Origin of the sequence: Paenibacillus mangrovi, from assembly GCF_022898935.1 — a bacterium.
GTDB classification, from domain to species: Bacteria; Bacillota; Bacilli; order Paenibacillales; family Paenibacillaceae; genus Paenibacillus_AQ; species Paenibacillus_AQ mangrovi.
In genome coordinates this window covers 601,632-624,303 of record NZ_JALIRP010000002.1, presented here as the reverse complement: position 1 = coordinate 624,303, position 22,672 = coordinate 601,632, and the positions used below count along the sequence as shown (strand labels likewise).

At 46.5% G+C, this 22,672-nt stretch carries 20 protein-coding genes; 16 read left to right on the top strand and 4 right to left on the bottom strand.

Annotation, left to right across the window (positions count from 1 at the left end):
* The first annotated feature begins 127 nt into the window (after window positions 1-127).
* Together tatC and MUG84_RS07480 are read left to right on the top strand one after the other, a co-directional pair.
* Window positions 128-886 (top strand): twin-arginine translocase subunit TatC, encoded by a 759-nt coding sequence (tatC, locus tag MUG84_RS07485; protein ID WP_244722729.1) that lies wholly within the window; start codon window positions 128-130, stop codon window positions 884-886.
* Window positions 879-1,079: a twin-arginine translocase TatA/TatE family subunit gene (locus MUG84_RS07480; protein ID WP_244722725.1), complete on the top strand. Its 201-nt coding sequence runs from the start codon at window positions 879-881 to the stop codon at window positions 1,077-1,079. Before tatC ends, MUG84_RS07480 begins: the two co-directional genes overlap by 8 nt.
* A gap of 80 nt (window positions 1,080-1,159) precedes the next feature.
* Here the strand turns inward: MUG84_RS07480 and MUG84_RS07475 are convergent, their stop codons facing one another.
* Entirely contained in the window at window positions 1,160-1,894 is a 735-nt protein-coding gene (locus MUG84_RS07475; RefSeq protein WP_244722721.1) for a hypothetical protein, read from the bottom strand.
* A gap of 151 nt (window positions 1,895-2,045) precedes the next feature.
* Here MUG84_RS07475 and MUG84_RS07470 point away from each other — a divergent pair, with 151 nt between their 5' ends.
* Together MUG84_RS07470 and MUG84_RS07465 are read left to right on the top strand one after the other, a co-directional pair.
* A complete protein-coding gene (locus MUG84_RS07470; protein WP_244722717.1) occupies window positions 2,046-2,834 on the top strand; it encodes a gluconate 2-dehydrogenase subunit 3 family protein in 789 nt (262 codons plus the stop codon).
* A gap of 24 nt (window positions 2,835-2,858) precedes the next feature.
* A complete protein-coding gene (locus tag MUG84_RS07465) occupies window positions 2,859-4,574 on the top strand; it encodes a GMC family oxidoreductase (RefSeq protein ID WP_244722714.1) in 1,716 nt (571 codons plus the stop codon).
* A 146-nt stretch (window positions 4,575-4,720) separates the two neighbouring features.
* Here MUG84_RS07465 and MUG84_RS07460 read toward each other — a convergent pair whose 3' ends face one another.
* Complete coding sequence (locus tag MUG84_RS07460; RefSeq protein ID WP_244722707.1) at window positions 4,721-5,368, bottom strand: 3'-5' exonuclease; 648 nt, start codon at window positions 5,366-5,368, stop codon at window positions 4,721-4,723.
* Window positions 5,369-5,535: 167 nt separating this feature from the next.
* Between MUG84_RS07460 and MUG84_RS07455 the strand changes: the two genes are divergently transcribed.
* The 8 genes from MUG84_RS07455 to MUG84_RS07420 all read left to right on the top strand — a co-directional run bounded on the left by MUG84_RS07455 (window position 5,536) and on the right by MUG84_RS07420 (window position 11,973).
* On the top strand, window positions 5,536-6,606 hold the full coding sequence (locus MUG84_RS07455; RefSeq protein WP_244722704.1) for a lactonase family protein: 1,071 nt from the start codon (window positions 5,536-5,538) through the stop codon (window positions 6,604-6,606).
* Between the two features lie 63 nt (window positions 6,607-6,669).
* Complete coding sequence (locus tag MUG84_RS07450; protein WP_244722701.1) at window positions 6,670-7,302, top strand: VOC family protein; 633 nt, start codon at window positions 6,670-6,672, stop codon at window positions 7,300-7,302.
* Window positions 7,303-7,542: 240 nt separating this feature from the next.
* The gene (locus tag MUG84_RS07445) at window positions 7,543-7,908 is read left to right on the top strand and encodes a hypothetical protein (protein WP_244722697.1); all 366 of its coding nucleotides are present in this window, start codon (window positions 7,543-7,545) and stop codon (window positions 7,906-7,908) included.
* Window positions 7,908-8,864, top strand: a complete 957-nt coding sequence (locus MUG84_RS07440) for an FAD:protein FMN transferase (RefSeq protein ID WP_244722693.1) — start codon at window positions 7,908-7,910, stop codon at window positions 8,862-8,864. Before MUG84_RS07445 ends, MUG84_RS07440 begins: the two co-directional genes overlap by 1 nt.
* Window positions 8,864-9,403: a ferric reductase-like transmembrane domain-containing protein gene (locus MUG84_RS07435; protein ID WP_244722690.1), complete on the top strand. Its 540-nt coding sequence runs from the start codon at window positions 8,864-8,866 to the stop codon at window positions 9,401-9,403. Before MUG84_RS07440 ends, MUG84_RS07435 begins: the two co-directional genes overlap by 1 nt.
* Window positions 9,404-9,438: 35 nt before the next feature.
* Entirely contained in the window at window positions 9,439-10,140 is a 702-nt protein-coding gene (locus tag MUG84_RS07430) for a response regulator transcription factor (RefSeq protein ID WP_244722686.1), read from the top strand.
* Complete coding sequence (locus MUG84_RS07425) at window positions 10,113-11,450, top strand: sensor histidine kinase (protein ID WP_244722683.1); 1,338 nt, start codon at window positions 10,113-10,115, stop codon at window positions 11,448-11,450. The genes MUG84_RS07430 and MUG84_RS07425 overlap by 28 nt, the downstream gene beginning before the upstream one ends.
* 37 nt (window positions 11,451-11,487) lie before the next feature.
* Complete coding sequence (locus MUG84_RS07420; RefSeq protein ID WP_244722678.1) at window positions 11,488-11,973, top strand: DUF2231 domain-containing protein; 486 nt, start codon at window positions 11,488-11,490, stop codon at window positions 11,971-11,973.
* Window positions 11,974-12,217: 244 nt separating this feature from the next.
* On the opposite strand, the gene MUG84_RS07415 is transcribed toward MUG84_RS07420, so the two are convergent.
* Together MUG84_RS07415 and MUG84_RS07410 are read right to left on the bottom strand one after the other, a co-directional pair.
* Complete coding sequence (locus tag MUG84_RS07415) at window positions 12,218-12,988, bottom strand: alpha/beta hydrolase (protein WP_244722675.1); 771 nt, start codon at window positions 12,986-12,988, stop codon at window positions 12,218-12,220.
* Between the two features lie 256 nt (window positions 12,989-13,244).
* A complete protein-coding gene (locus tag MUG84_RS07410) occupies window positions 13,245-14,858 on the bottom strand; it encodes a type 2 periplasmic-binding domain-containing protein (RefSeq protein WP_244722671.1) in 1,614 nt (537 codons plus the stop codon).
* Between the two features lie 293 nt (window positions 14,859-15,151).
* On the opposite strand from MUG84_RS07410, the gene MUG84_RS07405 reads away from it, so the two are divergent.
* The 4 genes from MUG84_RS07405 to MUG84_RS07390 all read left to right on the top strand — a co-directional run bounded on the left by MUG84_RS07405 (window position 15,152) and on the right by MUG84_RS07390 (window position 22,622).
* Window positions 15,152-17,404 (top strand): helix-turn-helix domain-containing protein, encoded by a 2,253-nt coding sequence (locus MUG84_RS07405; RefSeq protein ID WP_244722666.1) that lies wholly within the window; start codon window positions 15,152-15,154, stop codon window positions 17,402-17,404.
* A gap of 422 nt (window positions 17,405-17,826) precedes the next feature.
* Window positions 17,827-19,890: a hypothetical protein gene (locus tag MUG84_RS07400; RefSeq protein WP_244722661.1), complete on the top strand. Its 2,064-nt coding sequence runs from the start codon at window positions 17,827-17,829 to the stop codon at window positions 19,888-19,890.
* Window positions 19,891-20,043: 153 nt separating this feature from the next.
* Window positions 20,044-20,985, top strand: coding sequence for a dihydrodipicolinate synthase family protein (locus MUG84_RS07395; RefSeq protein WP_244722660.1), 942 nt, complete (start codon window positions 20,044-20,046; stop codon window positions 20,983-20,985).
* Window positions 20,982-22,622 carry an extracellular solute-binding protein gene (locus tag MUG84_RS07390; protein WP_244722659.1) on the top strand — a complete coding sequence of 547 codons (1,641 nt, stop codon included), beginning with the start codon at window positions 20,982-20,984 and terminating at the stop codon, window positions 22,620-22,622. The genes MUG84_RS07395 and MUG84_RS07390 overlap by 4 nt, the downstream gene beginning before the upstream one ends.
* Window positions 22,623-22,672 lie beyond the last annotated feature (50 nt).

The window sequence follows — 22,672 nt, the reverse complement described above, 5'->3', positions numbered from 1 at the left end:
ATATGTCATCATGCGCATTTCGACATATTCAGCAATAATTCTGCACAATCTGGATACAATATACATTACCTTGGAGCATCGGAGCCGGAAAACTTGGCGACGAGGCGCCAAAAGAGGAGGCGGTTCATTGATTAACAGTGATGAGTGGATCACCCATTTGACGGAGCTCCGAAAACGCCTGATCTGGGTAATGCTCTTTTTTATCCTGACACTGGCCGCGGGCTTGTACATGTCGCCAAAAGTGCTGCTGTACATTAAAAATCGGCCTGCCGCCGCGGATATCGCGTGGAATGTATTTTCGCTGACGGATGGCATGTTCATTTATATGAAATGCGGTTTTCTGGTGGCTGTTTTTTTCACTGTTCCACTGGCACTGTATCATATATGGGCGTTTGTACGTCCCGGACTGACCGAAGATGAGGCCAAGAAAACCTTCTGGTTTGTTCCGTTGGCGTTCGTTCTTTTTTTCATCGGGGTGGCATTCAGCTTTTACGTCGCTTTTCCGATGATGGTTACTTTCCTCTCCTCAATGAACAAGACGGTGGGAGCCGTGGAGACCTATGGAATGGACAAGTATTTTTCCTTGATGTTCAGCGTGGTATTTCCGCTAGCTTTAGCTTTTGAAATGCCCGCTGTTGTGCTGTTTCTGACCCGGCTGGGTATTTTGGGGCCGGCGCTGCTGAGAAAAGCCCGTAAATATGTCTATCTTGCCCTTGCTGTAGTTGGCTCCATGATCTCACCTCCGGACTTTGTTTCCCATCTGTCTGTGACTATTCCGCTCATTCTGCTGTTTGAGCTCAGCATTCTTGTTTCCCGGTGGTACTTGCATCGGAAAGAGTTGAACAATCCACTTATTGATCCGAAGGGAGGCACCAATCATGTTTAACAATATCGGGTTACCGGGGCTGCTTATCATTTTGATGATTGCTCTGGTGGTATTCGGTCCATCCAAGCTGCCGCAGCTGGGGCGAGCTGTAGGCGATACGCTGCGTGAGTTCCGTTCTTCAACGAAAGGCGTTGTTGAGGAAATTACAAATGAAGCCGTAGTGGAGCCAGAAAAACTCGCTGAGAAAAATTAGTAGATTAATTCCCAAACCAAAACACCTCCTCAAGCGCCGCAAGTGCTAAAGGAGGTGTTCATGTATTTAGGGTCAGCGGCTTATTTGCTTGGTCCGCTTTGATTGTTGGTATGCAGTTCGGCATTCTTTTTGACCGTCTCAATATTACTCTGATTGATGGGCTTGCCAGCACGCATGTCGGTTTTAACCTTTTCAATGGCTTTAATGGCCTTCGGATCATGAACGGTGTAAATCTTCACCTTTTTGCCGTATGCGCCTTCAACTTCTTGCTCAATCAGGTTCAGGTTTTTATCATTAATATCCCGTGAACCGATAGAATAACCGGTACCTTTAGGGCTCATGTAGCCTTTGCCGGATGCACCTTCCTGCGGGCTTAGAACTTTATGCGGCTGAGGCTTTGAGTTTTCCGTATGGGTATGCTTCTCAGGATCCCCGATATATACCGAGTCCTCCAGTGCCAATACCGTAACTCCTGTAATCCCCGCTGCCTCAAGACGGTTTTCAAGCGTAATCGATTCCGGAGTATCGTGCAGGCTGGACGTTCCGATGCGGCTATAAACCCCTGTACCCATACCACTGTAGGTTGTTCCATTCTGATTGGTCGTGAGTGCCTTTTCGCCATTATATTTTGGAATCACCTTGATGCTGTTTACATGCGGATGGCTTTCCGTGGTGTTCGTATGATGCGTGCCCGGTTGAGACTGGATCCGCACCGGCTGGGTTTGCGCCTTCTGCTGCGTGCCGGTATTACAGCCGGTTAAGGCTATAGCAACACAGAAAGCGGGGACGGCCATTTTTGCCCAAGATCCTTTCATTGATGATCCCTCCCTGGATAGGTTGAACATACAATTATGATTATCTTTTGGGGAATGCATTATTTGTGGGATTTTTCGACAAAATAACAAGAAAATGATGCTAAACCCAATTCGTATTGGGAAAAATTACATGGATCAGGAGGTTAGCTGTATGGCTAATGAGACGGAAGAGCAGGATTTAAAAGACGATAAAGAACCCGATCAGTCCAGGCGGAACTTCTTGAAAAATACCGGATATGCGGTGGGCGGACTGATCGTCGGCGGAGTGGTAGGCAGCTTACTGAGGACACCCAAAAAACCGACAACGAATACCGGAAATACAGCCGTAAATAAACCACCTGCAGCTGAGACCGTCAACTTCAACCAGGCGCTGATGTATTTCACCCAGGAACAATTCCTGATTACGGAGGCCGCAACAGAACGCCTTTTCCCTGCGGATGATAACGGACCAGGCGCCAAAGAGATCGGGGTCGCTTATTATATCGACCACCAGCTTGCAGGCGAGTGGGGAACCAACGGCAAGGAATATATGCAGGGTCCATTTTTTAAAGGCGAAACCACACAGGGATATCAGGGGCGCCTAAAGCGCAGAGAGATTTTTGACATTGGCCTTCAGGAAATGCAGAACTACAGCAATAAGAAATTCCAGAAAAAATTCAAGGATCTTACACCTGAGCAGCAGGATACCGTACTGAAAGCCTTTGAAACGGATGAGGTCAAGCTTACCACGATTTCTGCCAGCGGTTTTTTCAAAACGTTGTTCGGAAGCACGCTGGAAGGCGTCTATGCGGATCCGCTGTACGGCGGAAACGGCAATATGGCCGGCTGGAAGCTGAAAAATTTCCCGGGAAACCAGATGTCCTATACGAAAATTATCGAGCAGGATAAATTCGAGAAAATGCCGCCTGTCAGTTTGAGAGAGCATTTACCACATGGCTAATACAAAAAAACAGAGGTGATATCAATGGCAACCAAACTGCCTAAAACAGATGTCGTCATTGTCGGTGTCGGCTGGGGCGGCGGTATTATCGCGTCGGAGCTGACCAAAAACGGCTTGTCTGTCGTTGGCCTGGAACGCGGCAAAGAGCGCAAAACAGAAGACTACTACATGGTTCACGATGAACTGCGTTATGCGCTGCGATATGAAATGTTCCAGGATTTATCTAAAGAAACGATCACGTTCCGCGGCAACGAAAAAATCAAGGCACTGCCTATGCGTTCATACGGTTCATTTTTGCTAGGTGACGGACTTGGGGGTTCGGGTGTCCACTGGAATGGACAAACCTTCCGATTCCTGCCGTATGATTTTGAGATTAAATCCAAAACAGTTGAGCGATATGGAAAAAGCAAAATTCCGGACGGCATGGTCATTCAGGACTGGGGCATTACATATGATCAGCTCGAGCCGTATTTCAACAAATTCGAGAAGACAGCAGGGATTTCCGGTGAGGAGAATCCGCTGGGCGGCAAACGCTCGGAAAAATATCCGACGCCACCGATGAAAATAACGCCGGGCATGAAATTATTCTCCGAATCCTGCAAAGGGCTGAGCTATCATCCGTATCACATGCCATCCGCAAATCTGTCTGAGCAGTACACGAACCCGGACGGGATCGCACGGGCCGCCTGCCAATACTGCGGTTACTGCGAACGATTCGGCTGCGAATACGGCGCTAAGGCAGATCCGGTCGTTACGGTGATTCCGGTAGCCATAAACACGGGTAAATTCGAGCTTCGCACGCACTCGAACGTGAGGCGGATCCTACATAAAGGCGGCAAAGCCACCGGCGTAATGTACATCGACACCACAACAGGTGAAGAATACGAACAGCCTGCGGATATCGTAGTGATGACAAGTTACGTCTTTAATAATGTGCGCTTATTGTTAATGTCCGACATCGGCAAACCGTATGATCCCAAAACGGGAACGGGTGTGATCGGAAAGAACTACGCCTACCAGGTGCTCAAAGGAGCAGGTATCGGGTTCTACGAGGACAAGGAGTTCAACATCTTTGCCGGAGCGGGCTCACTTGGCATGTGCATCGATGACTTTAATGGAGACAACTTTGATCACAAGGATTTGAAATTTATCCACGGGGCAAACATCTCTTACAGTCAGACCGGAGCCCGTCCGATCCAGAACAACACGGTTCCGCCGGGTACGCCGACTTGGGGCAAGGACTACAAGGCTGCCTCGGTTAAATATGCGAACCGCCATCTGAATGTGGGAGCCCAAGGATCCTGCATGCCGTTCCAACACCATTACCTTGATCTTGATCCAAACTATAAAGATGAATTCGGCGACCCGCTTATGCGTATTACGTTTGACTTTGAGGATCAGGACCGGGAGCTGGTGAAATACATGGGAGCAAAATGCGGTGAAATTCTGAAACAGATGGGCGCGGATAAAGTCGTTGCCAATACGGAACTGGCTCCTTATGAAATCACGACGTATCAATCAACCCATAACACGGGCGGCGTCATCATGGGTGACAGTCCCGATACATCGGCGGTGAACAACTATCTGCAAATGTGGGACGCCGAAAATCTGTTTGTCATCGGGGCTTCGGCTTTCCCGCACAACAGCGGTTATAACCCTACCGGCACAGTAGGCGCACTGGCCTACCGGGCTGCCGAAGGGATTTTGAAATACCATAAGAAGCCCGGAAGTCTCGTTTAGAAAAATACAAAAAAGACCGCGAAAGAGAGAAATTGAACTGTGACGGCACATTGGAAAAAGTGTCCATCTTGAGGGTTACAGTTCAAAAGCTGCTTCTGCGGTCTTTTTGTGTGTAAAAATCTATTATTGCGCTGTTTCTTGACGGGTCATCCGCTAATGAAATTCTTTGCTCCCGGCAGCAGCCGCGATTTGGCAGGCTTCGCTTTTTTCTTCGCTGGGGCCGAGAACGGTTTATAACCACCTGGATACATCGTTCCGATTTTGCAGCCTAAAGCCAAGGACAACTGTTCAGCCGAGCTATGCTCTTCTTGACGGATCAGATTCAGAAATACATGTGCACAGGCTCTGGCGTCATCAAGCGCATCATGGTGCTGAAGCGATATGCCGTACCAATCTGCGAGTACATTCAGTTTATGCAATGGCATCCAGTTTAGCATTTTTTTGCTGAGCAAATACGTGCAGTAATATTGAAAGTTCGGATAATCGATGGAAGCACGATCGAGACAATAGCGAAGCACGCTCATATCGAATGAGGCGTTATGTGCCACGACATGCTTTCCTTCCAGCAGCGGCTCCAGGGTAGGCCAAAGCTCGTGAAAAGCGGGCATTCCCCGTACCATCGACTCGGTTATGCCATGAATCTGTACATTCCTGTAATCAAAGGGCTGACCGGGATCGATGAGCCAGGATTGCTCCGATACGACAGCACCGTTCTGGACCTCGACAAGCCCTAAAGAGCAAGCGCTAGAGCGGTTCGCGTTCGCCGTTTCAAAATCGATAGCCACAAAATCCATATGTTAAAACTCCTTACTGATAGAATCCGTAGAGTGATGATTTAAAGAGGTATCTACCAATACTATAGCAGGAGCGGGAGAAATACAATCTTCCATTTCTTTTGCGGGAAGTATGCAGAGAATGATACAATGAAACGTAAAAAATATAGTGAAGAGGCGATAACCATATGACAGTAGAAAACCAGCGAATGCTCGTATTCGTGGGTTCGTATGCCGAAGAATCCTCGAACGGCGTGTATGTATATGAATTGGATGAACAGAGTGGAGAGCTTACTCGCCTGAATCAGATATCTGGACTTAAAAATCCAACTTTCCTCAATGTGGATACGCCGCAGTGCCGCTTGTACGCTATCAGCGAGACGGTTGCAGAGGACGGAACCAAACGCAGCGACGCCGTATCCTATCGGATCCTGCCGGATGAAGGCAAGCTTATAGAGACCAGCCGCGCCAATGCACTTAACGGTCCGTCCTGCCACATCCAGCGCAGTGCCGATAACCGTTATCTGACACTGGCGAGCTATCATAAAGGATCCGTCAGTCTCGTTGAGCTGAAGGAAGACGGTACGATCGGCAGGGTGCTGGACATTCAAGAGCATAAGGGACAACAGCAGGAGCAGAAATCACATGTGCACTCCTCCTTCTATAGTCCGGATCAACGTTTCTTGTTCGTATGCGATCTCGGCCTGGATACCATTTTTACATACCGGATAGATGAGTCGGAAGGGAAGCTTATCCTCCAAGGAGAAGCCAAAGTCAAAGAAGGCGCCGGACCGCGTCACCTCGTATTCCATCCTAGCGGGAAGTTTGCTTATGTCATCAATGAACTTCAATCGACCGTAACAGCGTTTCATTATGATGCCGATAAGGGGTCTCTTACGGAGATCGAAACCGTTTCGACACTGCCGGCAGATACCCAAGTGGAAAACGGCTGCGCAGAAATTACGATTTCGGAGGACGGTCGTTTCTTGTACGGCTCGAATCGGGGCCATGACAGCATTGTTGTGTATGCGGTGGATCAGCAAACAGGCAAGTTGGAAACCATCCAGCATGTATCGGCAGAAGGCAAGCATCCGCGGCATTTTTCCATCGTACCGGGTGGACGTTATGTGCTCGTTGTGAACCGGGATACCAACAATCTGGTGGTATTTACGAGAGATTCGGAAACCGGTAAGCTGATCTACACGGGGAAATCGATTGAAATCTCGAAGCCTGTATGCGTATGGGCTGACCGGTTTTAAGAAAAAAAGGGCCGCCGCAGCATTTTCACTTCTACAAAAAGCATAGATAGGGAGGTTAAAGAGATGCACTTTATGGACGTTAAATTGAAGACGGCAGAACTTGTCCCATTGAAGCTTTTTTACGAGAAGACTTTGCAGGTACCGGTCATTGATGAGGGAGACGGATTTTTCTCGCTGCGGATCGGAGAAACTAGGCTGACATTTGAGGAGACGGAAGAGGGACAGCCCTTCTACCATTATGCCTTCAATATTCCCGAAAACCAGTTCAAGGAGGCCAAGGCCTGGCTAGCGGATAAAGTCACACTCAACCAGCATGAGGGAGAAGACGAGGCGGATTTTGTGTCATGGAATGCCCACGCCGTTTATTTTGAAGATCCGGCCGGCAATATCGTGGAGCTAATCGCAAGGCATAACCTGGATAACGCTTCGGATGAGCCTTTTAGCGCTAGCAGCCTGCTCTGTGTGAGCGAAATCGGCATTGTGAGAAATGAAGTGCCGTCATTTGTGGAAGAACTGGTCGGTCAGGGCCTTTCCAAGTGGAGAGAAGGCAGCGAAGAATTTGTTCCGGTTGGGGATGAGCATGGGCTACTGATCGTTGTAAAAAAGGACCGGCGCTGGTTTTTTGCCGAAAAGGATGCGGGGATTTTTCCGGTATCTCTGAATGTGAAAGGTCATGGCATCTTGGAATTTAGATGAGATAGCTGCAAAAGCGGACTTTCGCGTAAGCGAAGGTGCGCTTTTTTTGTTGCTTTTTAAAAAGGCCATGAAGCCTGCTCGTTTGGTGTATTAAGAAGTTTTTGTTTCTCATGTAAACGTCAGAATTGGCATCTATAATGAGCAAGGAAGTTATGAACTTTAGGTTGCAGAAAGACGATGGACTAGATGCGTTTTGCAAGCATTCTAGCTGAGAATGTATAAGGAAAGGTTGGATGTCATATGGCACGTCAAACGACCAAATGGATCGTTGGGTTATCAAGTATTGCTCTGTTTACAGGCTTGCTGTATGTGGAAGGTGTAACCCGCGATCAAGCGCAATACGATTCCATGGGATCGATAAATAAACAGACAATGAATGTGGGAAACGGTGTGGATCCCTCCAATAACGAAGTACAACAGGATACGAATCAGAAGGACTCTTCGAATGGTGAACAACAGGATACGAATCAGAAGGACTCTTCGATTGGTGATCAGCAGTCCGGAAAAATCTCGGGGCTGAATGGGGACCAGAGTGAGTTGAGTATCCCATCCGGGAGTTATTCGCCAACAACCCGCCGCAGTCATTTAAGAACTCGGAGATCTTAATGAAGCAAATCAATTTTCGCGCAATGAATACAGAGATTATGGTACAGGTCAGTGATGATATTTCACATGATGATGTGCATTGGGAAGATCTCGTTCGTGCTCAGTTCTACCAGGTGGAGTCGATGGCTTCACGATTCATTCCGGAAAGTGAATTGTCGAGATGGAATGCGTCCCCTGTAGGAATTCAGTTTCCTGTGTCAAAGGGTATGTTTCAACTGCTTGCTGAGGCTTGGGAGCTTGCTATCGCGACAAATTTCAAATTTAATCCGTTTATCGGCTCGAAATTACAAGAATTGGGATATGACCGTTCTTTTGAGCTCCTTGAATCCGTAACCGGAGAATTCGAATGTATTCCGGTTGAGACAGACGCAGCCGATTCCGTTTTTTCAGATTTTGACGCGTTGATATTGAACCTGAATGATCATACTGTTGTAAAAAACTATGATGCTAAGGTGGATCTAGGCGGTATTGGAAAAGGCTGGGCGGTGGATCGAACCTATCATCTGCTAAAGGATCAGATGCATGCTTCTTCTGGTGCGATTGATGCCGGCGGTGATATGATGCTGTGGAATGAGCAGACTCCTTGGGAAGTTGGCATTCAGCATCCGACGGAGGAGGATCAGGAGATCATTCAGCTCTGGGTTAAACGTGCGGGAATCGCAACATCTAATGTCCTGTATCGAAGATGGAGGCATCATGAACGAGTTCAGCATCACATTCTTGACGGTCAGACGTTCAAGCCGGCCGCTTCTGACATTGTTCAAGCAACCGTGCTCGGTCCTACCGTTGCAAGTGCGGAGGTGGCGTCAAAGGTCATATGTATGCTTACGGCCGACGAAGTGAATGGATGGATGGCTAGTCATTTTCCGGGATATGGTTATGTTCTCGTTACACGAAACGGAGAAATTAAGCTGAATCGAGAGGTACGAGATTTTGTAGAGGAGCTGCTATGGTAATGATGGAATATTTGACAACTTGGGGCGTTATTAAAGCAGCGGGATTAAGCTCTTATTTATTATTATTTGTTTCGGTATGTCTGGGGACATTTGCGCACAGTAAGTGGATCGTGCCTCGAAAACGAGCATTGATATTAACCACACATCAATGGACAGGCTGGTTTGGCTTAATGTTCGGAATTCTACATGGCACCGTATTGACGATAGATTCGTATAAACCCTTTCACGTTGCCGAAATCTTGGTTCCTTTCTTAACAAATGATATGCGTGTCGCTACAGGTTTGGGTATTCTCACGCTATATATGCTGCTAGCTGTACAAATTAGTTCGGATCTGTTGAAAAGGATCGGAAAAAAAGTATGGAGAACCGTGCATTATTTACCCTTTCCTGCTTACTTGCTCTCATTGCTGCACGGTATATTGGCAGGTTCGGATTCTTCATCTATTGCCGCGAGAATGATGTATGCTATTACAGGAGGGATATTCATCATCGTTATTGTTCTTCGCATGAGGCTGAGACCGAAAACCCTTCAAACCTAAATAGATGACATGCTTCAAAATGAAGGAGAGATGACATGCGAATATTGCTTGCAGAAGATGACGTGCGTCTCGGACCACTTATTGTACACATGCTGAATAAAGAAGGGCACACGACAGATTGGGTACAGGATGGGGTGGAAGCGCTGGATTATATTCATAGTACGTGTTATGACCTATTGGTCCTGGATTGGATGATGCCGCGCAAGGACGGTATAACATTGTGCAAAGAGTTGCGAACGGAAGGATATACGGGAGGTGTCATCATGCTGACAGCCAAAGATACCTTGGATGATCGGATCAGCGGCTTGGACGCAGGGGCAGATGATTATATTGTAAAGCCTTTTGAGTTCTCTGAGCTATTCGCTCGAATTCGATCTTTATCTCGGCGTATTTCACAGACCATTCAGGATGATTGGATAGAGGTTCCGCCATATCGCTTGCTATTAAACGAGAGAAGGCTTGAATGCTTCGATGAACAGCTTGCATTAACGATCCGCGAGTTTCAATTAATCGAGTTATTGATGAGGAATGACGGAAGAGTACTGCCTCGTCAATTATTGATTGATCGAATTTGGGGATACGATTCAGAGGTTAACAGCAATACGCTCGACGCCTTGGTGAAGAAGCTGCGCAAGAAGCTTGAAGGTTCCAAAGGGAATCTGCAGATCCATAACGTTCGTGGAACAGGCTACACACTGGAGGTACCCGGATGTTTGCTCGGACGAGTAGAAATCTAACGTTCTTTTATGCAGGATTAATGATTGTGTTCTTGTTATTAATGAATATAACGAGTTATTTCGTGTTGTCTTCGATGATTTATAAGGATCTGAATGAGAAGCTGGAGACCGTCGTAACGCATGAAATGAAAGAACATGCCAGTGAACTGACTGGTGGCCCAAATCAGAATAAAGGCAAACAGAACTTTCAAGAGAGGGATGATGCTAATCAGGAGAACAAAATCATAGATTTGCCGCTTCGGCCATTCTATATACTGCTGAACAAGCAAGGAAATATTGTTCGAACGGATGCGGTAGATGCGAATTTAGCTCATGAGATAACACGGGATGTAAGGGATTGGGTTCCACAGGAACAAGAGAATTTACATCGGGTCTATCATGTCGAACAGAAACATATTTACCTGATGCTTGCAGGCAGAGCCATCTATGAGAATGGGAATTACGTGGGAAGTATCATTGCAGGCATTGATATGACCGACCAGCGAAAAATACTGGAACAAATGACAGATACAATGATCATCATATCGGTTCTATTCTTTCTCGTATCTATTGCATTTGCCTATGTGATGTCGCGCCGAGCTATGAAGCCGATTATACACTCATTTGCTAAACAGCAGAAGTTTACTGCAGATGCATCCCATGAATTGCGTACTCCGCTGACGGTTCTACAGTCTTCGCTTGAAGTGATGGAGAGTGAGCCTGATGGAGGAAATTCCCCTTTTGGCAGACAGGTTATGGCAGATATGAAGGAGGAAGTCCAACGGATGTCGCGGCTTGTTGCAGATCTACTGACATTGGCGCGGGCTGATGCATCCGCAGTTCGGCTGACATATGAGGAATTTTCGTTCGATGAGGAATTCGAGCGGGTGTATCGGAATTTTCAGCCTATTGCTCAGCAAAGAGACATTGATCTTGAAATGCAGGCAGCAACGGAAGCCATTGTACGAGCAGATCAAGAACGAATAAGGCAACTACTGGTCATCCTTCTGGATAATGCGGTTCAATACACGTCTTCAGGCGGGAAAATTGTGATGAGAGCTACAGTGAAAGGCACATTACTTACGCTGCAGATTCAGGATACGGGAATCGGGATTCCCGCTGACAAATTGGAGGAAGTATTCGAGCGTTTTAGCAGGGTTGATGAAGCACGGAACCGTACTCACGGTCACGCAGGTTTGGGGTTATCGATTGCGAAATGGATTGTCGAATCGCATCGCGGTACCATTGGGGTCGAAAGTGAAGTTGGTGAAGGTACGATATTTATCATTACATTTCCGATTGTGATCGGAACCACGAAACAGAAAAAATAACTTTATTTTAAAAAAGATTGTCAAAGGAGATATCAAAATGAGCACACCATTACATCCGTTAATTGTCCATTTTCCAATCGCATTATTATTTGTAGGAGCTATTGTCCAAATCATAGCGTTGTGGAGACCGAAAATATGGGATACCATCGCCAATTTTACACTGATTACAGGGCTCATTACAGGTGTGATTGCTTATATGACAGGTGACGGTGGCGAGCGCTTTGCAAGACAGGTATTCGGAACATCGGAATCCGCTATTCATCGTCATGAGAATTTCGCATTTTTTACATTGATTGTGTTCGGCTTATTGATCGCAATAAAATTGTATCGAATGTTCCCGCTCATTCCACAGCTTAAGAAATATGCCAAATACAGTCTCTCCAAAGTGTTTATTCCGTTGATGCTCGTTTTATCCTTAGCAGGAGGAACGCTGATCTTCTTAACTGGACATTATGGCGGCGAATTGGTGTATCAATCAGGGAACAAAACGGTCAATTCAAGTACCGCTAAAAATAACGATTAAGGCTAAATAGATTTGAAAATAATGATCACTGTTTTGAATTTGGCTGCTGAAAAGCAGCCTTTTTTGTATACGAGATAAAGCAAAGTTTAGAACGCTTTTCCTCAGCCCCTCACGGAAAAAGAGGAGAGCAAAATGAATTACAGCAGTCATTTAATCCCCTACCAGGCGATGTACCCGGCAGGGGATCTTACCGTTTACGCAGGAAGTGTTAATTCTATCTTCTAAAGCCGAAAAGATCAAAAAATCATTCAGGAGTGTTCTTCACAAAATGATGATGCCGGAGCCAATTGACGCAGCATCCGAGCCATTGCCGGCAGAGCGGGTTCCCTTCAGACATTCCCAGACCATGCGGGCCTTCCTCAAACACATGCAGCTCAAAAGGAACGGCTGCCTTGGATAATACACCGGCAAACAGCAGGCTGTTTTCCACAGGAACAACGGCATCATCGGAGGTAGTCCAGATAAAGGTCGGCGGGCTGCTTGAGGATGCCTGTCGGTTGGATGAAAAGGCCTGTATTTGATCTGGATGAGGGTTATCGCCCAGGAAACGCTCACGGCTTCCCTGATGTGCATAAGGCTCCTCGAATGTAATTACCGGGTAGCCAAGCAACAGAAGATCTGGTTTAACGGTACCCGTAACGGCAGCGATGGAAGCGAGATGGCCTCCTGCCGAGAATCCGATCATGCCGACTTGCTGCGGGTTAACCTTCCACTGATGAGGAGTTTCCCGAACCCAAAGAATGGCATCCTCAACGTCCCGAATCAGGTCCGAAGGCGTAATTTGGTCAAGCTGATAATGAAGAACGCCGGCATGAATGCCGAGCTCATTGAACCAGCGGGCAACAGGTTCACCTTCATGCGGAGCAAGCAAATAGTATCCGCCGCCAGGTAGAACTAATACGAAGGGAAGCGCTTCTTGATCCCTGCCTTCAACGGGGTACAGTGTTAGAAGAGATGTGTTTGGCGAAACCTCAGCTTTCGAAACTCCCTCTGTGTGATGACAAATCTGCAGCATAGTCTAAACTCCTCCTATGTAATCGGTTTCAATTCAATGAGCGATAGCTCTTCATTGGGGTGATTGGACTTCCAGGATGAAATTTAATTTGTTTTGTGTTCATTTTAGATTTTGTTTGTAATCGAGTCAATATCGTTCTAAACGTAATCGAGCATAAGAATTTATATTTTTTCAAGGTTGGAGGGAGCCGGAATAGAGGTCACTCTTTATGTATCGTGCAAGGGATACCAAGGGCTTATTTTCATGAAGTGCAACATTATTGCTTGTTGTAGTCTTCCAGGCCTTTCTGCATGATCGCGATCATATCATCTACATGCATGCTCTTCAGTTTCGCGACATAGGCATCCCATTCCTGATCAATACCACCTTGAACGACCCAGCGAATGAATGTTTGTCTTACATAGTCCTTGACGTTCATCTGCAATTGCGTCAGTTTATCGCGGTCGTCTGGCGAATAGGTGACATAATTAGGGAAAAACTTGTCGAGCGGCGCGACAATGGGCTCGTACAGCTTAACAGCTTGAGAACGGTTATTATTGCTATTTCCCGGCAAGAAGCGGAGCTTGGAGGCTAAGTCTGGCGTGATCGCCGAGACTGCATCCACATTGGGGACTTCACCATCGTTTGCGGTTTCCGGCATAATGTCATAAGTACCGTCACTATTTTTTTTCGTGCCTGCTCCAAACAATCCGTAAGTTTCCTGCACGGACCAATCGGGATCAGCCAGCAGATCGGCCAATCGGGCGGAGGCGATAGGATACTTATTATTTTTGAAAATGGTAAACTGATTATTTCGTACAATCCATGTTTGCTGCCGATACAGCTGCTTCCGGCCGCTTTCGGCTGAGGGAGGAAGCATAGGCACATAAACGTCTGGATTCGGATTGTTGTAGGCTTCAATGGAACCGACCATCTCCGGTTTGGCTACCAGCTTGGTATAATAAGCTCCCCAGTCGTCCGTAAACACTTCAGGAGGAATCAATCCATCTTTATAAAGTCGATGTAAATAAGCCAAGGGCTTTTTGATCTCAGGGTTGAGTGCTTGGAAGAGGACTTTGCCGTTCTCTACCGCCACATAGCTATCATCTGGTACCAAGAGGCCGAAGGAGCCGCCATACAAATCCAGTTGACCGCCTACGTATTGATCCCAGCGAAAATAATAGGGAATCATATCTTTTGGAATAACTCCGTTACCGGCATTTGCTTTAAATTGCGCAAGTGCATACGCAAATTGCTCGGTTGTCTTCGGAACCTCCAAGCCAAGCTGATCTAACCATTTTTTGTTGATTAACCATTGATCGCGTATGCCCAAATAAACGGGATTTTGTTGAATGAGTCCTAAGCTGTAAATGCTCCCGTCTGCGGCAGTCATCGCTTTTTGGGCCGCCGGATTTGACTCGAGTGCTTTTATCCAATTGGGTGCATACTGCAGCAGGCTTGAAAAAGGGATGATATCCCCGGCGTTTTGAGCAATGGCGATTTGATACGGAGACGCGTCGGAACGCAGTAGTAGATCAGGATACTGACGGGAGGCAAACATTAAATTCAGTTTATCCCTATTATCGACTGAGATTTGCTTAATATCGAGATTAATTCCGCTATTTTTCTCCAGCTCCTGAAAAAACTTCGACTGATTGTAGTCGCCTTTATAGGAAGTAACAACAACAGTTTTAAGTGTAATGGGCTGATTGACAATCGGATATCCGGTCAAATTGACGGCGACGCCGTTCTCTATGATCTGGTTGCTGTTCGTTTCTACATAGCTGCCTGAAGCATTGTTGGAATTAGAAATGGCCGATTGTTTGCATCCCGATAGAAAGAGGGCATTCCATAATAAAACGATTAGAAGCAAACCGGCTTTATTGTTCACACTCAATCACTCCTTTCACATATGGATCATCGGTTGAATTCAATACTGTTAAATATCCTAACAATAACAAAAAGAAGATCGCTTAGTAAATATGCCATTGTAGAGGCATGGTTCATTGTTCTAAAAGGGCATATCCACGATGGATAAAATATACAATCAATGAAGGATATGCTATATTGAATGCAACTAAATTGTGAAAGCGTAATCAATTCCCATTTACGAACAGGATTCTGTGAAAGCTTGTTTTATAGTTGAGTGCAAGGACTAAGAGGATACTAAAGAGGGGGGTAATTATGTTTTGGCTACAACGAAACGTTTTGCAGACAAAGCAGCTGTTTCTGCGCTATTTGTTGTCATATATGCTGGTATTGGCTATTCCTCTCTCGATTATCGTCCTACTGGTTTACAATTATTTCTTCCATTTGTTGCAGGAAGAAGTAATCAAGAACAACGACAATATTCTCCAGCACGTCGTAACTTCCTTAGATCATCAAATCTCGGGGATGAACACGGTTGCCTACCAAATATATAACAATCCGGACCTTACTACGCAGCAAATCGGCGATGGCCCGTATAATACTTCCAAAGGGATTCGTCAATTAAAAAGCTATATTTCCGGAAATAACTTTATTAGCGATGTCGTCGTTTATTACAAGCAATTGAACAAATTTGTTTCCTCAACGAGGACTTATACGCTGAAAGAATTTTTGGCAGTCTATTATGGCGGAGCGGTTTCAGAGGATCAATTTCTAACCGCAGTCCGGGACATTGACGGCAATGGGGTATGGGTACCGGATGATACAGGCGGAGGAGAATTGGGGCGTGTCGTAAGCTATCTTATACCCAACAGCTCGAATTACGATAAACGCATGGTATTGTTTATCATCAAACAGCATGCATTTGAACAAATGATGAGCAGCAATAAAGGCAATGTGGTGGCAATAAATCCGGAGCGCAAGATCGTCGCCGCGTCGAAAGAGATCAAACGTCCTCAAGTACAGGATTTAATGGCTTTCATTCAACCTGACCGGATTGAACATTCTGTCATCACAAATATCAGCTCCTCGCCCCATTTCGTCTCATACATCCAGTCCCCAGAAACCGGCTGGAGCTATTTTATGATCATGCCCGTAAAAGAAGCGATGAGCCAAGTCTATGCCGCCAAAAATGCTTTCCTTGAAGCACTTCTGGTTATTGTACTAGCAGGTGGTACGGCTATCTTGTTCAATATGCGTTTAAACTACCGCCCCATTCGCCAGCTGCGTTTGTTTGCCGAATCGGAGACAGGAAGCATAGCAGAAACCGGAAATGAGTTCGAAGCGGTACGAATGACGATTAACCGGATCAATCATACGAATAAGATATTGAAAGATCAGGTCAAGAGCAATCATAGCGCCGTCAAAGATTATCTTTTGACCCATCTGCTCAGCGGGGTTTTCCCGAATGCGGAAGCGTTTAACGAAAAAGGCAGCGATTTTGGCCTTTCCTTTAGCCTGCCATTCTTTCGCGTCGTCATCTTTTCCGCGGCTGCCTTAGAACCGCAGCAGAGAGAGAGGGCTTCTATGCTTTCAACGCTATTGGAACAGGCGCTTCCTGACGGAATCGAAGGCTATGGCCGTATAAATATCGACAATCGGCTGATTCTCATACTTGCCAGCGGACGGGAATCGGACCGTAAAACGCTGCATGATGCTTTAACGCATATGCAGCAGCTCTTAATGAATGAGCTGCACTCTCAGGTTGCGGTTGGTGTAGGTAACCCGTACGATGCAGCAGGACAGATCGGCAAATCGTGCTTGGAAGCATACACGGCGCTTGATTACCGATTGGTGAAGGGAGCGGATCAAATCATTTACTTTGAAGACATCCGTATCGCTGCCGTATCCGATTTTCCTTACCCGGTAGAGGAACTAAGAGCCCTGGAATTGTCTATCATAGAAGGTAATACGGATCGAATCTCCTTCATTGTGGCGGAACTGGTGGACAAAATTACCCAGTGTGACATACCCTTGTTCGAAGCCCGCTGTCTCTGCTTTGATATTATCAATACGGTGCTGAAAGCGATGCAGCAGATCAACAAAAAGTTCGTTGGCCTGGACAAGGGGAATATAGACGTCCTATCCCTAGCCCAATTTGAAACGGTAAAAGAGCTTGGGCAGAGCATCACTGATGTTTGTCAAACTTTGTGCAAGTATATTAAAGATACTCGCGAGAAGCACGATGACGAGCTGCTGCAGCAATGGGTCGCGTATATAGAAACGAATTATCACGATACGAATTTTACAGTCCAGAACATGGCAGATCATTTTAACATGTCTCTTTCCAACTTAAGCTATTATTTCAAGAAATGCTTCGGGCAAAGCATTTCCGATTACATCAATTATCTGCGCATCGAAAAAGCCAAGCAGCTTCTAAGCTCGACCGAGAAACCACTTATTGAGATTATTTCTGAGATTGGTTACTGCGACGTATCCAGTTTCGTACGGAAGTTTAAGAAGGAAGTCGGGACGACTCCGGGAGGGTTTCGTAAGTACAAAAGCATATAAACGGTACAATATTATACTTCTGCTATAGAATAGGAATGGATGGACCGGCTTTTGGATAGCGCATTATCAATGCGTTTTATCGAAAGCCGGTTCTTTTGTTACCGGGAAAATGGCCAGAAGACGGCATGCCAATCCGTAAGCAGGATTCATCAAAGTAAATAGAGGTTATGCTGCTTGGGCAAACAGGCTTTGCTGAAGAATGGCATATCGTCATTTAACGGCATATTTACGTTTTCAACCTGCATCTGCTAACTTGAAAAAGCGATTCGATTCGTAAAATGGATGTGCAAACGATTACAATTCACAAGCAATATTCCTGCAGGAGGAACAAAAATTATTTTACGCGCTTATGGATGGACAAGAGACAGCCCGTATATGTCCTCGTGATGCCATCGAAAAAACATGCTGGGGAGGTATGGAGCATGACCGATGAAAAAGATTCAAAGGAGAAGTTAACCCGTAGAAAGCTGCTTGCTTCAATGGGCATGACGGGAGCCGCAGCGCTTCTATATGGAGTATCGGCCGGAGGAGCAAATGCCAGGGAATCTTCCTCCGTCACCGATTCCGTTTATGGAAACCAGGGTAATCCGGAACATACACCAGGCAGTTTTATCTGTGCCCGCGGCGTTTTTAGACCTCAGGTGCGGATCACGCAGGAGTGGGAAGTGCTGGAATTAACTACACCAGCTGGTGTCACAACTGGATACCGGTGGGCCGGAGCACGACCACACACGACTACCGCAGATAACCCGCTTGCTGACGGAGGCATTAGCGAAAATGCATGGGTAGCTGTATATCAAACCGGACTTGAAAAATCATTGGCCCAAATCAGCGGCGCAAGTCTTATCGGTGGCGTCAAGCCGATCTGGCGTATTATTGATTCCGATTTATGGCTCGTGGATCCGACTGCTGCAGTCAAGTCTGTTCTGGAATTAGCAGCCGAGAAAGGTGGGACGGTACTGCTTCCCGCCGGTACGTACGACTTTACAGCATCGGGAGGTAATATAGACTTGCCTCCAAATGTAATTATTTGCGGAGAAGGGGTTGGCGTTACAAATCTACTGTGGGATGGGGCCGGATACTTATTCCGTTACTGGAGAAATTCGACCACCTGGAGCGGCGCTGTCGGAACCAGTCATGCCATTGTAGATTTATCCATAAACGGAGGCATCAATCCAAATTCGATTGCGGTTGAAATCTCGGATACATATGGGTTCAAGCTTCGCAATGTTAGTATGTACGGTTTTACAGGCGGCGATGGCCTTGTACTACATACCCGTAATTTCTGGGTTGAAGGAACGACACTGGAAAATGTCTCTATTAGTAACTGTAAGCGCCATATCGTATTCAAACGTCAACCGGGAACATCTAACATGCCATCGTATGGTTATACTACGTTCCGTAATGTCTCCCTAAATGTTCGGGACGGTCAGATCGGGATGCTAGTCGGTGACAATGCGTATAACAACGCTCAGCATGAAATTTATAATGCAATTTTGGAAGTGAATATTTGGACATCAGGCGGATCGATTGGCATTGGATTTGGCAAAAATGGCACTATTCGTGACTCCAGCGGTATTTTCAGATGCGAGACGCCTCCGGAAGGAGCGGGATTTACCGGCAAATTCATTCAAATCGATGATCCGGAAACGTCCGGAATCATTAATTTCGACGGGCCGATAAGAACCTCTCATTTAAGCAAAGCGGAGGATTGGAAAAATACATGGCGTGATCTGCGATACCAGAAGCTGCGGGACATAGGTGAACCTAAGCCAGGTGTACAAAACTATGCGCAATGGTTTAGGGTGTGTCGTATTGGAAAGGATAAATCGTTATTCAGCGGTCGAGTCAGAACTGTTACGGATTACGGCAAGGCATCTTACCGTACAGCATCAGCCGAATTTGCTTTCGGAGTTCGAGGCAATGAGGCCGGAGGGTTTAAACCGGTATTTACAGTTGACGGGGACGGGTTTAACGGATCGGGGGATTTGTTCGCGAAATTTGCTGTGTATGCAGACGCAGCATCTAACTACTGGTTATATTTCCGCCGTCCCAAATATACGAACTACTGCGTGTTTGAGTACACATACGACTTGTATCCTCAAGGAACGTACGAATATTGGGATAAGGTAGAATCACCGGAGACGGATCCTACTTTGATCAAAGTGTGGGACTCTGTCTCGTACCCGTCGCAGTCCTCATATATAGGTGATGAAATTGTATTCACTGGGCAGCGGACTATCGTTACGGTAAATGGCGGTAATATCACTTACAATGTTCCCCACCTGCTAGGCATTGCCCCTGAGTGGTATATGGCTTCGGCGTTATCAGCCGATGCCAATATGACTGGAATTTCTTCGGTTACCGTCGACAAGAGCAACATCACGATCACATTCAAATCCGTGACACCTGCAGGGTCCGGAAACATCATAATGGCAGTAGAGTGGGGGCGAAAGCAGTTTAACAACCGGTTCCGTCCATCGTGATAGAGCATAAAGGCCAGCTTCTTGCCAATAAGAAGATAGAGCGTCGTCTTCTAATAAAATTTGATTTCACGGCACTCCTGATCAAACAAATCTAATAAGGCCTTTTGTTGAAATGGAGTCTGACACACAATACAGAAAAAAGGGGGACGAAACATGTTGAAGAATGGCGTCTGGCCTACAATGATTACACCGTTTACGGAAACGAAAGAAATCGATTATGAAGCGCTAGAGCAGCTGATCGAATGGTACATCGCCAAAGGCGTCGACGGCCTCTTCGCGGTATGCCAATCGAGCGAAATGTTTTATTTATCGCTGGATGAACGTGTACAGCTAGCCCGATTTGTGGTCGAACGGGCGGCTGGACGCGTTCAGGTCATCGCCTCGGGACATATATCGGATTCGCTGCAGGATCAGGTAAAAGAAATAGGTGCCATATCGGCGGCAGGGATCGATGCTTTTGTCATCGTCAGCAACCGGCTAGCCGGAAGGGAAGAATCCGACGACGTTTGGAAGCGGCATACCGAGCAGCTGCTGCGCCAAATCCCTGAGACGAGTTTCGGCATCTACGAGTGTCCGCATCCTTATAAGCGGCTGCTAACTCCCGAGCTGCTTCGGTGGTGCGCGGATACGGAGCGGTTCCTGTTTTTGAAGGATACCTGTTGTGATCCCGATCAGCTTACAGCCAAACTGAACGCCGTTCAGGGGACCCAGCTAAAACTTTTTAACGCAAATGCAGCCACTCTTCTGATGTCGCTACAAGCCGGGGCATCCGGCTACAGCGGCGTGATGGCCAACTTCCATCCTGATCTGTATGTCAAGCTGATTCAGTTGCAGCGGAATCATGCTGATGAAGCGGTCCGGCTGCAGCAATTTCTAGGGCTGGCATCTGTGATTGAACGTCAGTCTTATCCGCTGAATGCCAAGTATCATTTAGGTTTGGAAGGGCTTCCAATCGGTTTGCACGGACGTTCTGGAGGCAATGCCGGTCTGAGTGCATCGATGAAGCTTGAGATCGAACAGCTTAGGGGAATGGAGCAGCAAATCCGGGAGATGTTTAATCCCATACATTTTAAAGTCGGGGGGAGTATCGAATGAAAAGCAGAGTATCCAAATTTCTATCCTGTATCATGAGTATTGCACTCATCGGGGGGACATTAATCGCTTGTTCCGATGCGAAGCAAAACGAAGGCGTAATGCCATCATCGGAGGGCAATTTGCTTGACGGCGGAATCACGAATGCCACAGGTTTTCCAATTACGAAAGAGCCGATTACTTTAACGGTAGGCATTGCAAACGGAGCCCATATGGGAGATGTCACCCAATATAACCTATGGAAGAAAATCGAGGAAAAAACGAACATAAAAATCAACCTGAAAGTATACAGCGATGCCGAAAAAGCGAACCTGATGTTCAGCAGTCGGGACTATCCGGATATTGGGCTCAGGATGGATGCTTCCGATCAGGCGATGTCGGATGCCATTGATGCAGGAGATATCGTAGGAATCGATAATCTCCTGCAATACACCCCTTCCTGGAAAAAGTTCTTTGACACGAATCCGGAGCTAAAGAAGCAGGCGCTGATGCCGGATGGCAAATTGTACGGCTTTCCTTACGCGGTATTGAATGAAACTTCCTATAACTTGCGGGATCAATGGTTTATCAACAAAAAATGGCTAGATGAATTGGGGCTCCAGATACCTACAACGACGGATGAATTCAAAAACGTGTTAATGGCTTTCAAAAATAATGCAGGAAAAGGTTCAATACCAAAGAACGTCATCCCATACTACATATTGTACGGCAACAACATCGGCGGGCAATTCGATATATATGGCGCGTTCGGCGTGTATACCCCAGGCAGCTATTTTATTGTAGAAGACGGCAAGTATAAATCGCAGGCCACGAATCCCGATCTCAAAGAACCGATCAAATACTTGGCCGATTTGTATAAGAACGGGTTGATCGTTCCGGAAGCATTTACAGATGATTGGGGGAGATATACGGCTGCTATTTCATCCATCCCTCCTTTAGTCGGTTCAATGACTTCGTTTGGAGATCAAGGACAAAACGTGAGCGACGGGAAATGGTGGACCCCGATAGCGCCTCTGAAGTCTCCAAACGGCAAGAATCCATTAATTCGTCGTCAGACCAAAAGCATCTGGCCGCGAAACTATGTCATCTTCAAAAACAATAAGTATCCCGTGGCATCAGCAAGATTGGCAGAGCTCCTAGCCGATCCGGAATGGTCTTTAACGGAGAACTTCGGCAGCGAAGGCGTATGGTGGAAAAACAGCAGTGACGGCAAGTACGAATTATTGAGTCCAACCACCGAAGTGGCGGATGCCGATAAAGCGCTGGGCAATTACGGCATAGCTCTTCTGGATGAAGATATGTTCAACAACAAGATCGTCAACGACAATTTCAAGAAAGAAGGAACGCGTGAGTGGGCATATGAAAACATTTACAAGAAATATTTACCGGAAAAAAACCTGAACTATCCTCCCATGCCTAGCGGCTTGTTAAGCGACGAAGAGAAGCAGAGAATGACCGATTTGAGCAAATCGCTTAATGATTACATCAAAACCACGATTGCCAACTGGATATCCGGCAAGGGTGACATCGATGCGGAATGGGATGCCTATGTCAAGAAATTGAAGGATCTGGGGCTGGATGAATATATGCAGTTGAATCAAAAACAACTGGATGCCGCAAGTAAGTTAGGCCATGAGTAGGCGAAATAATCCGTCTCGAGATACTAAGAGAGGGGTGATAACCATCAATC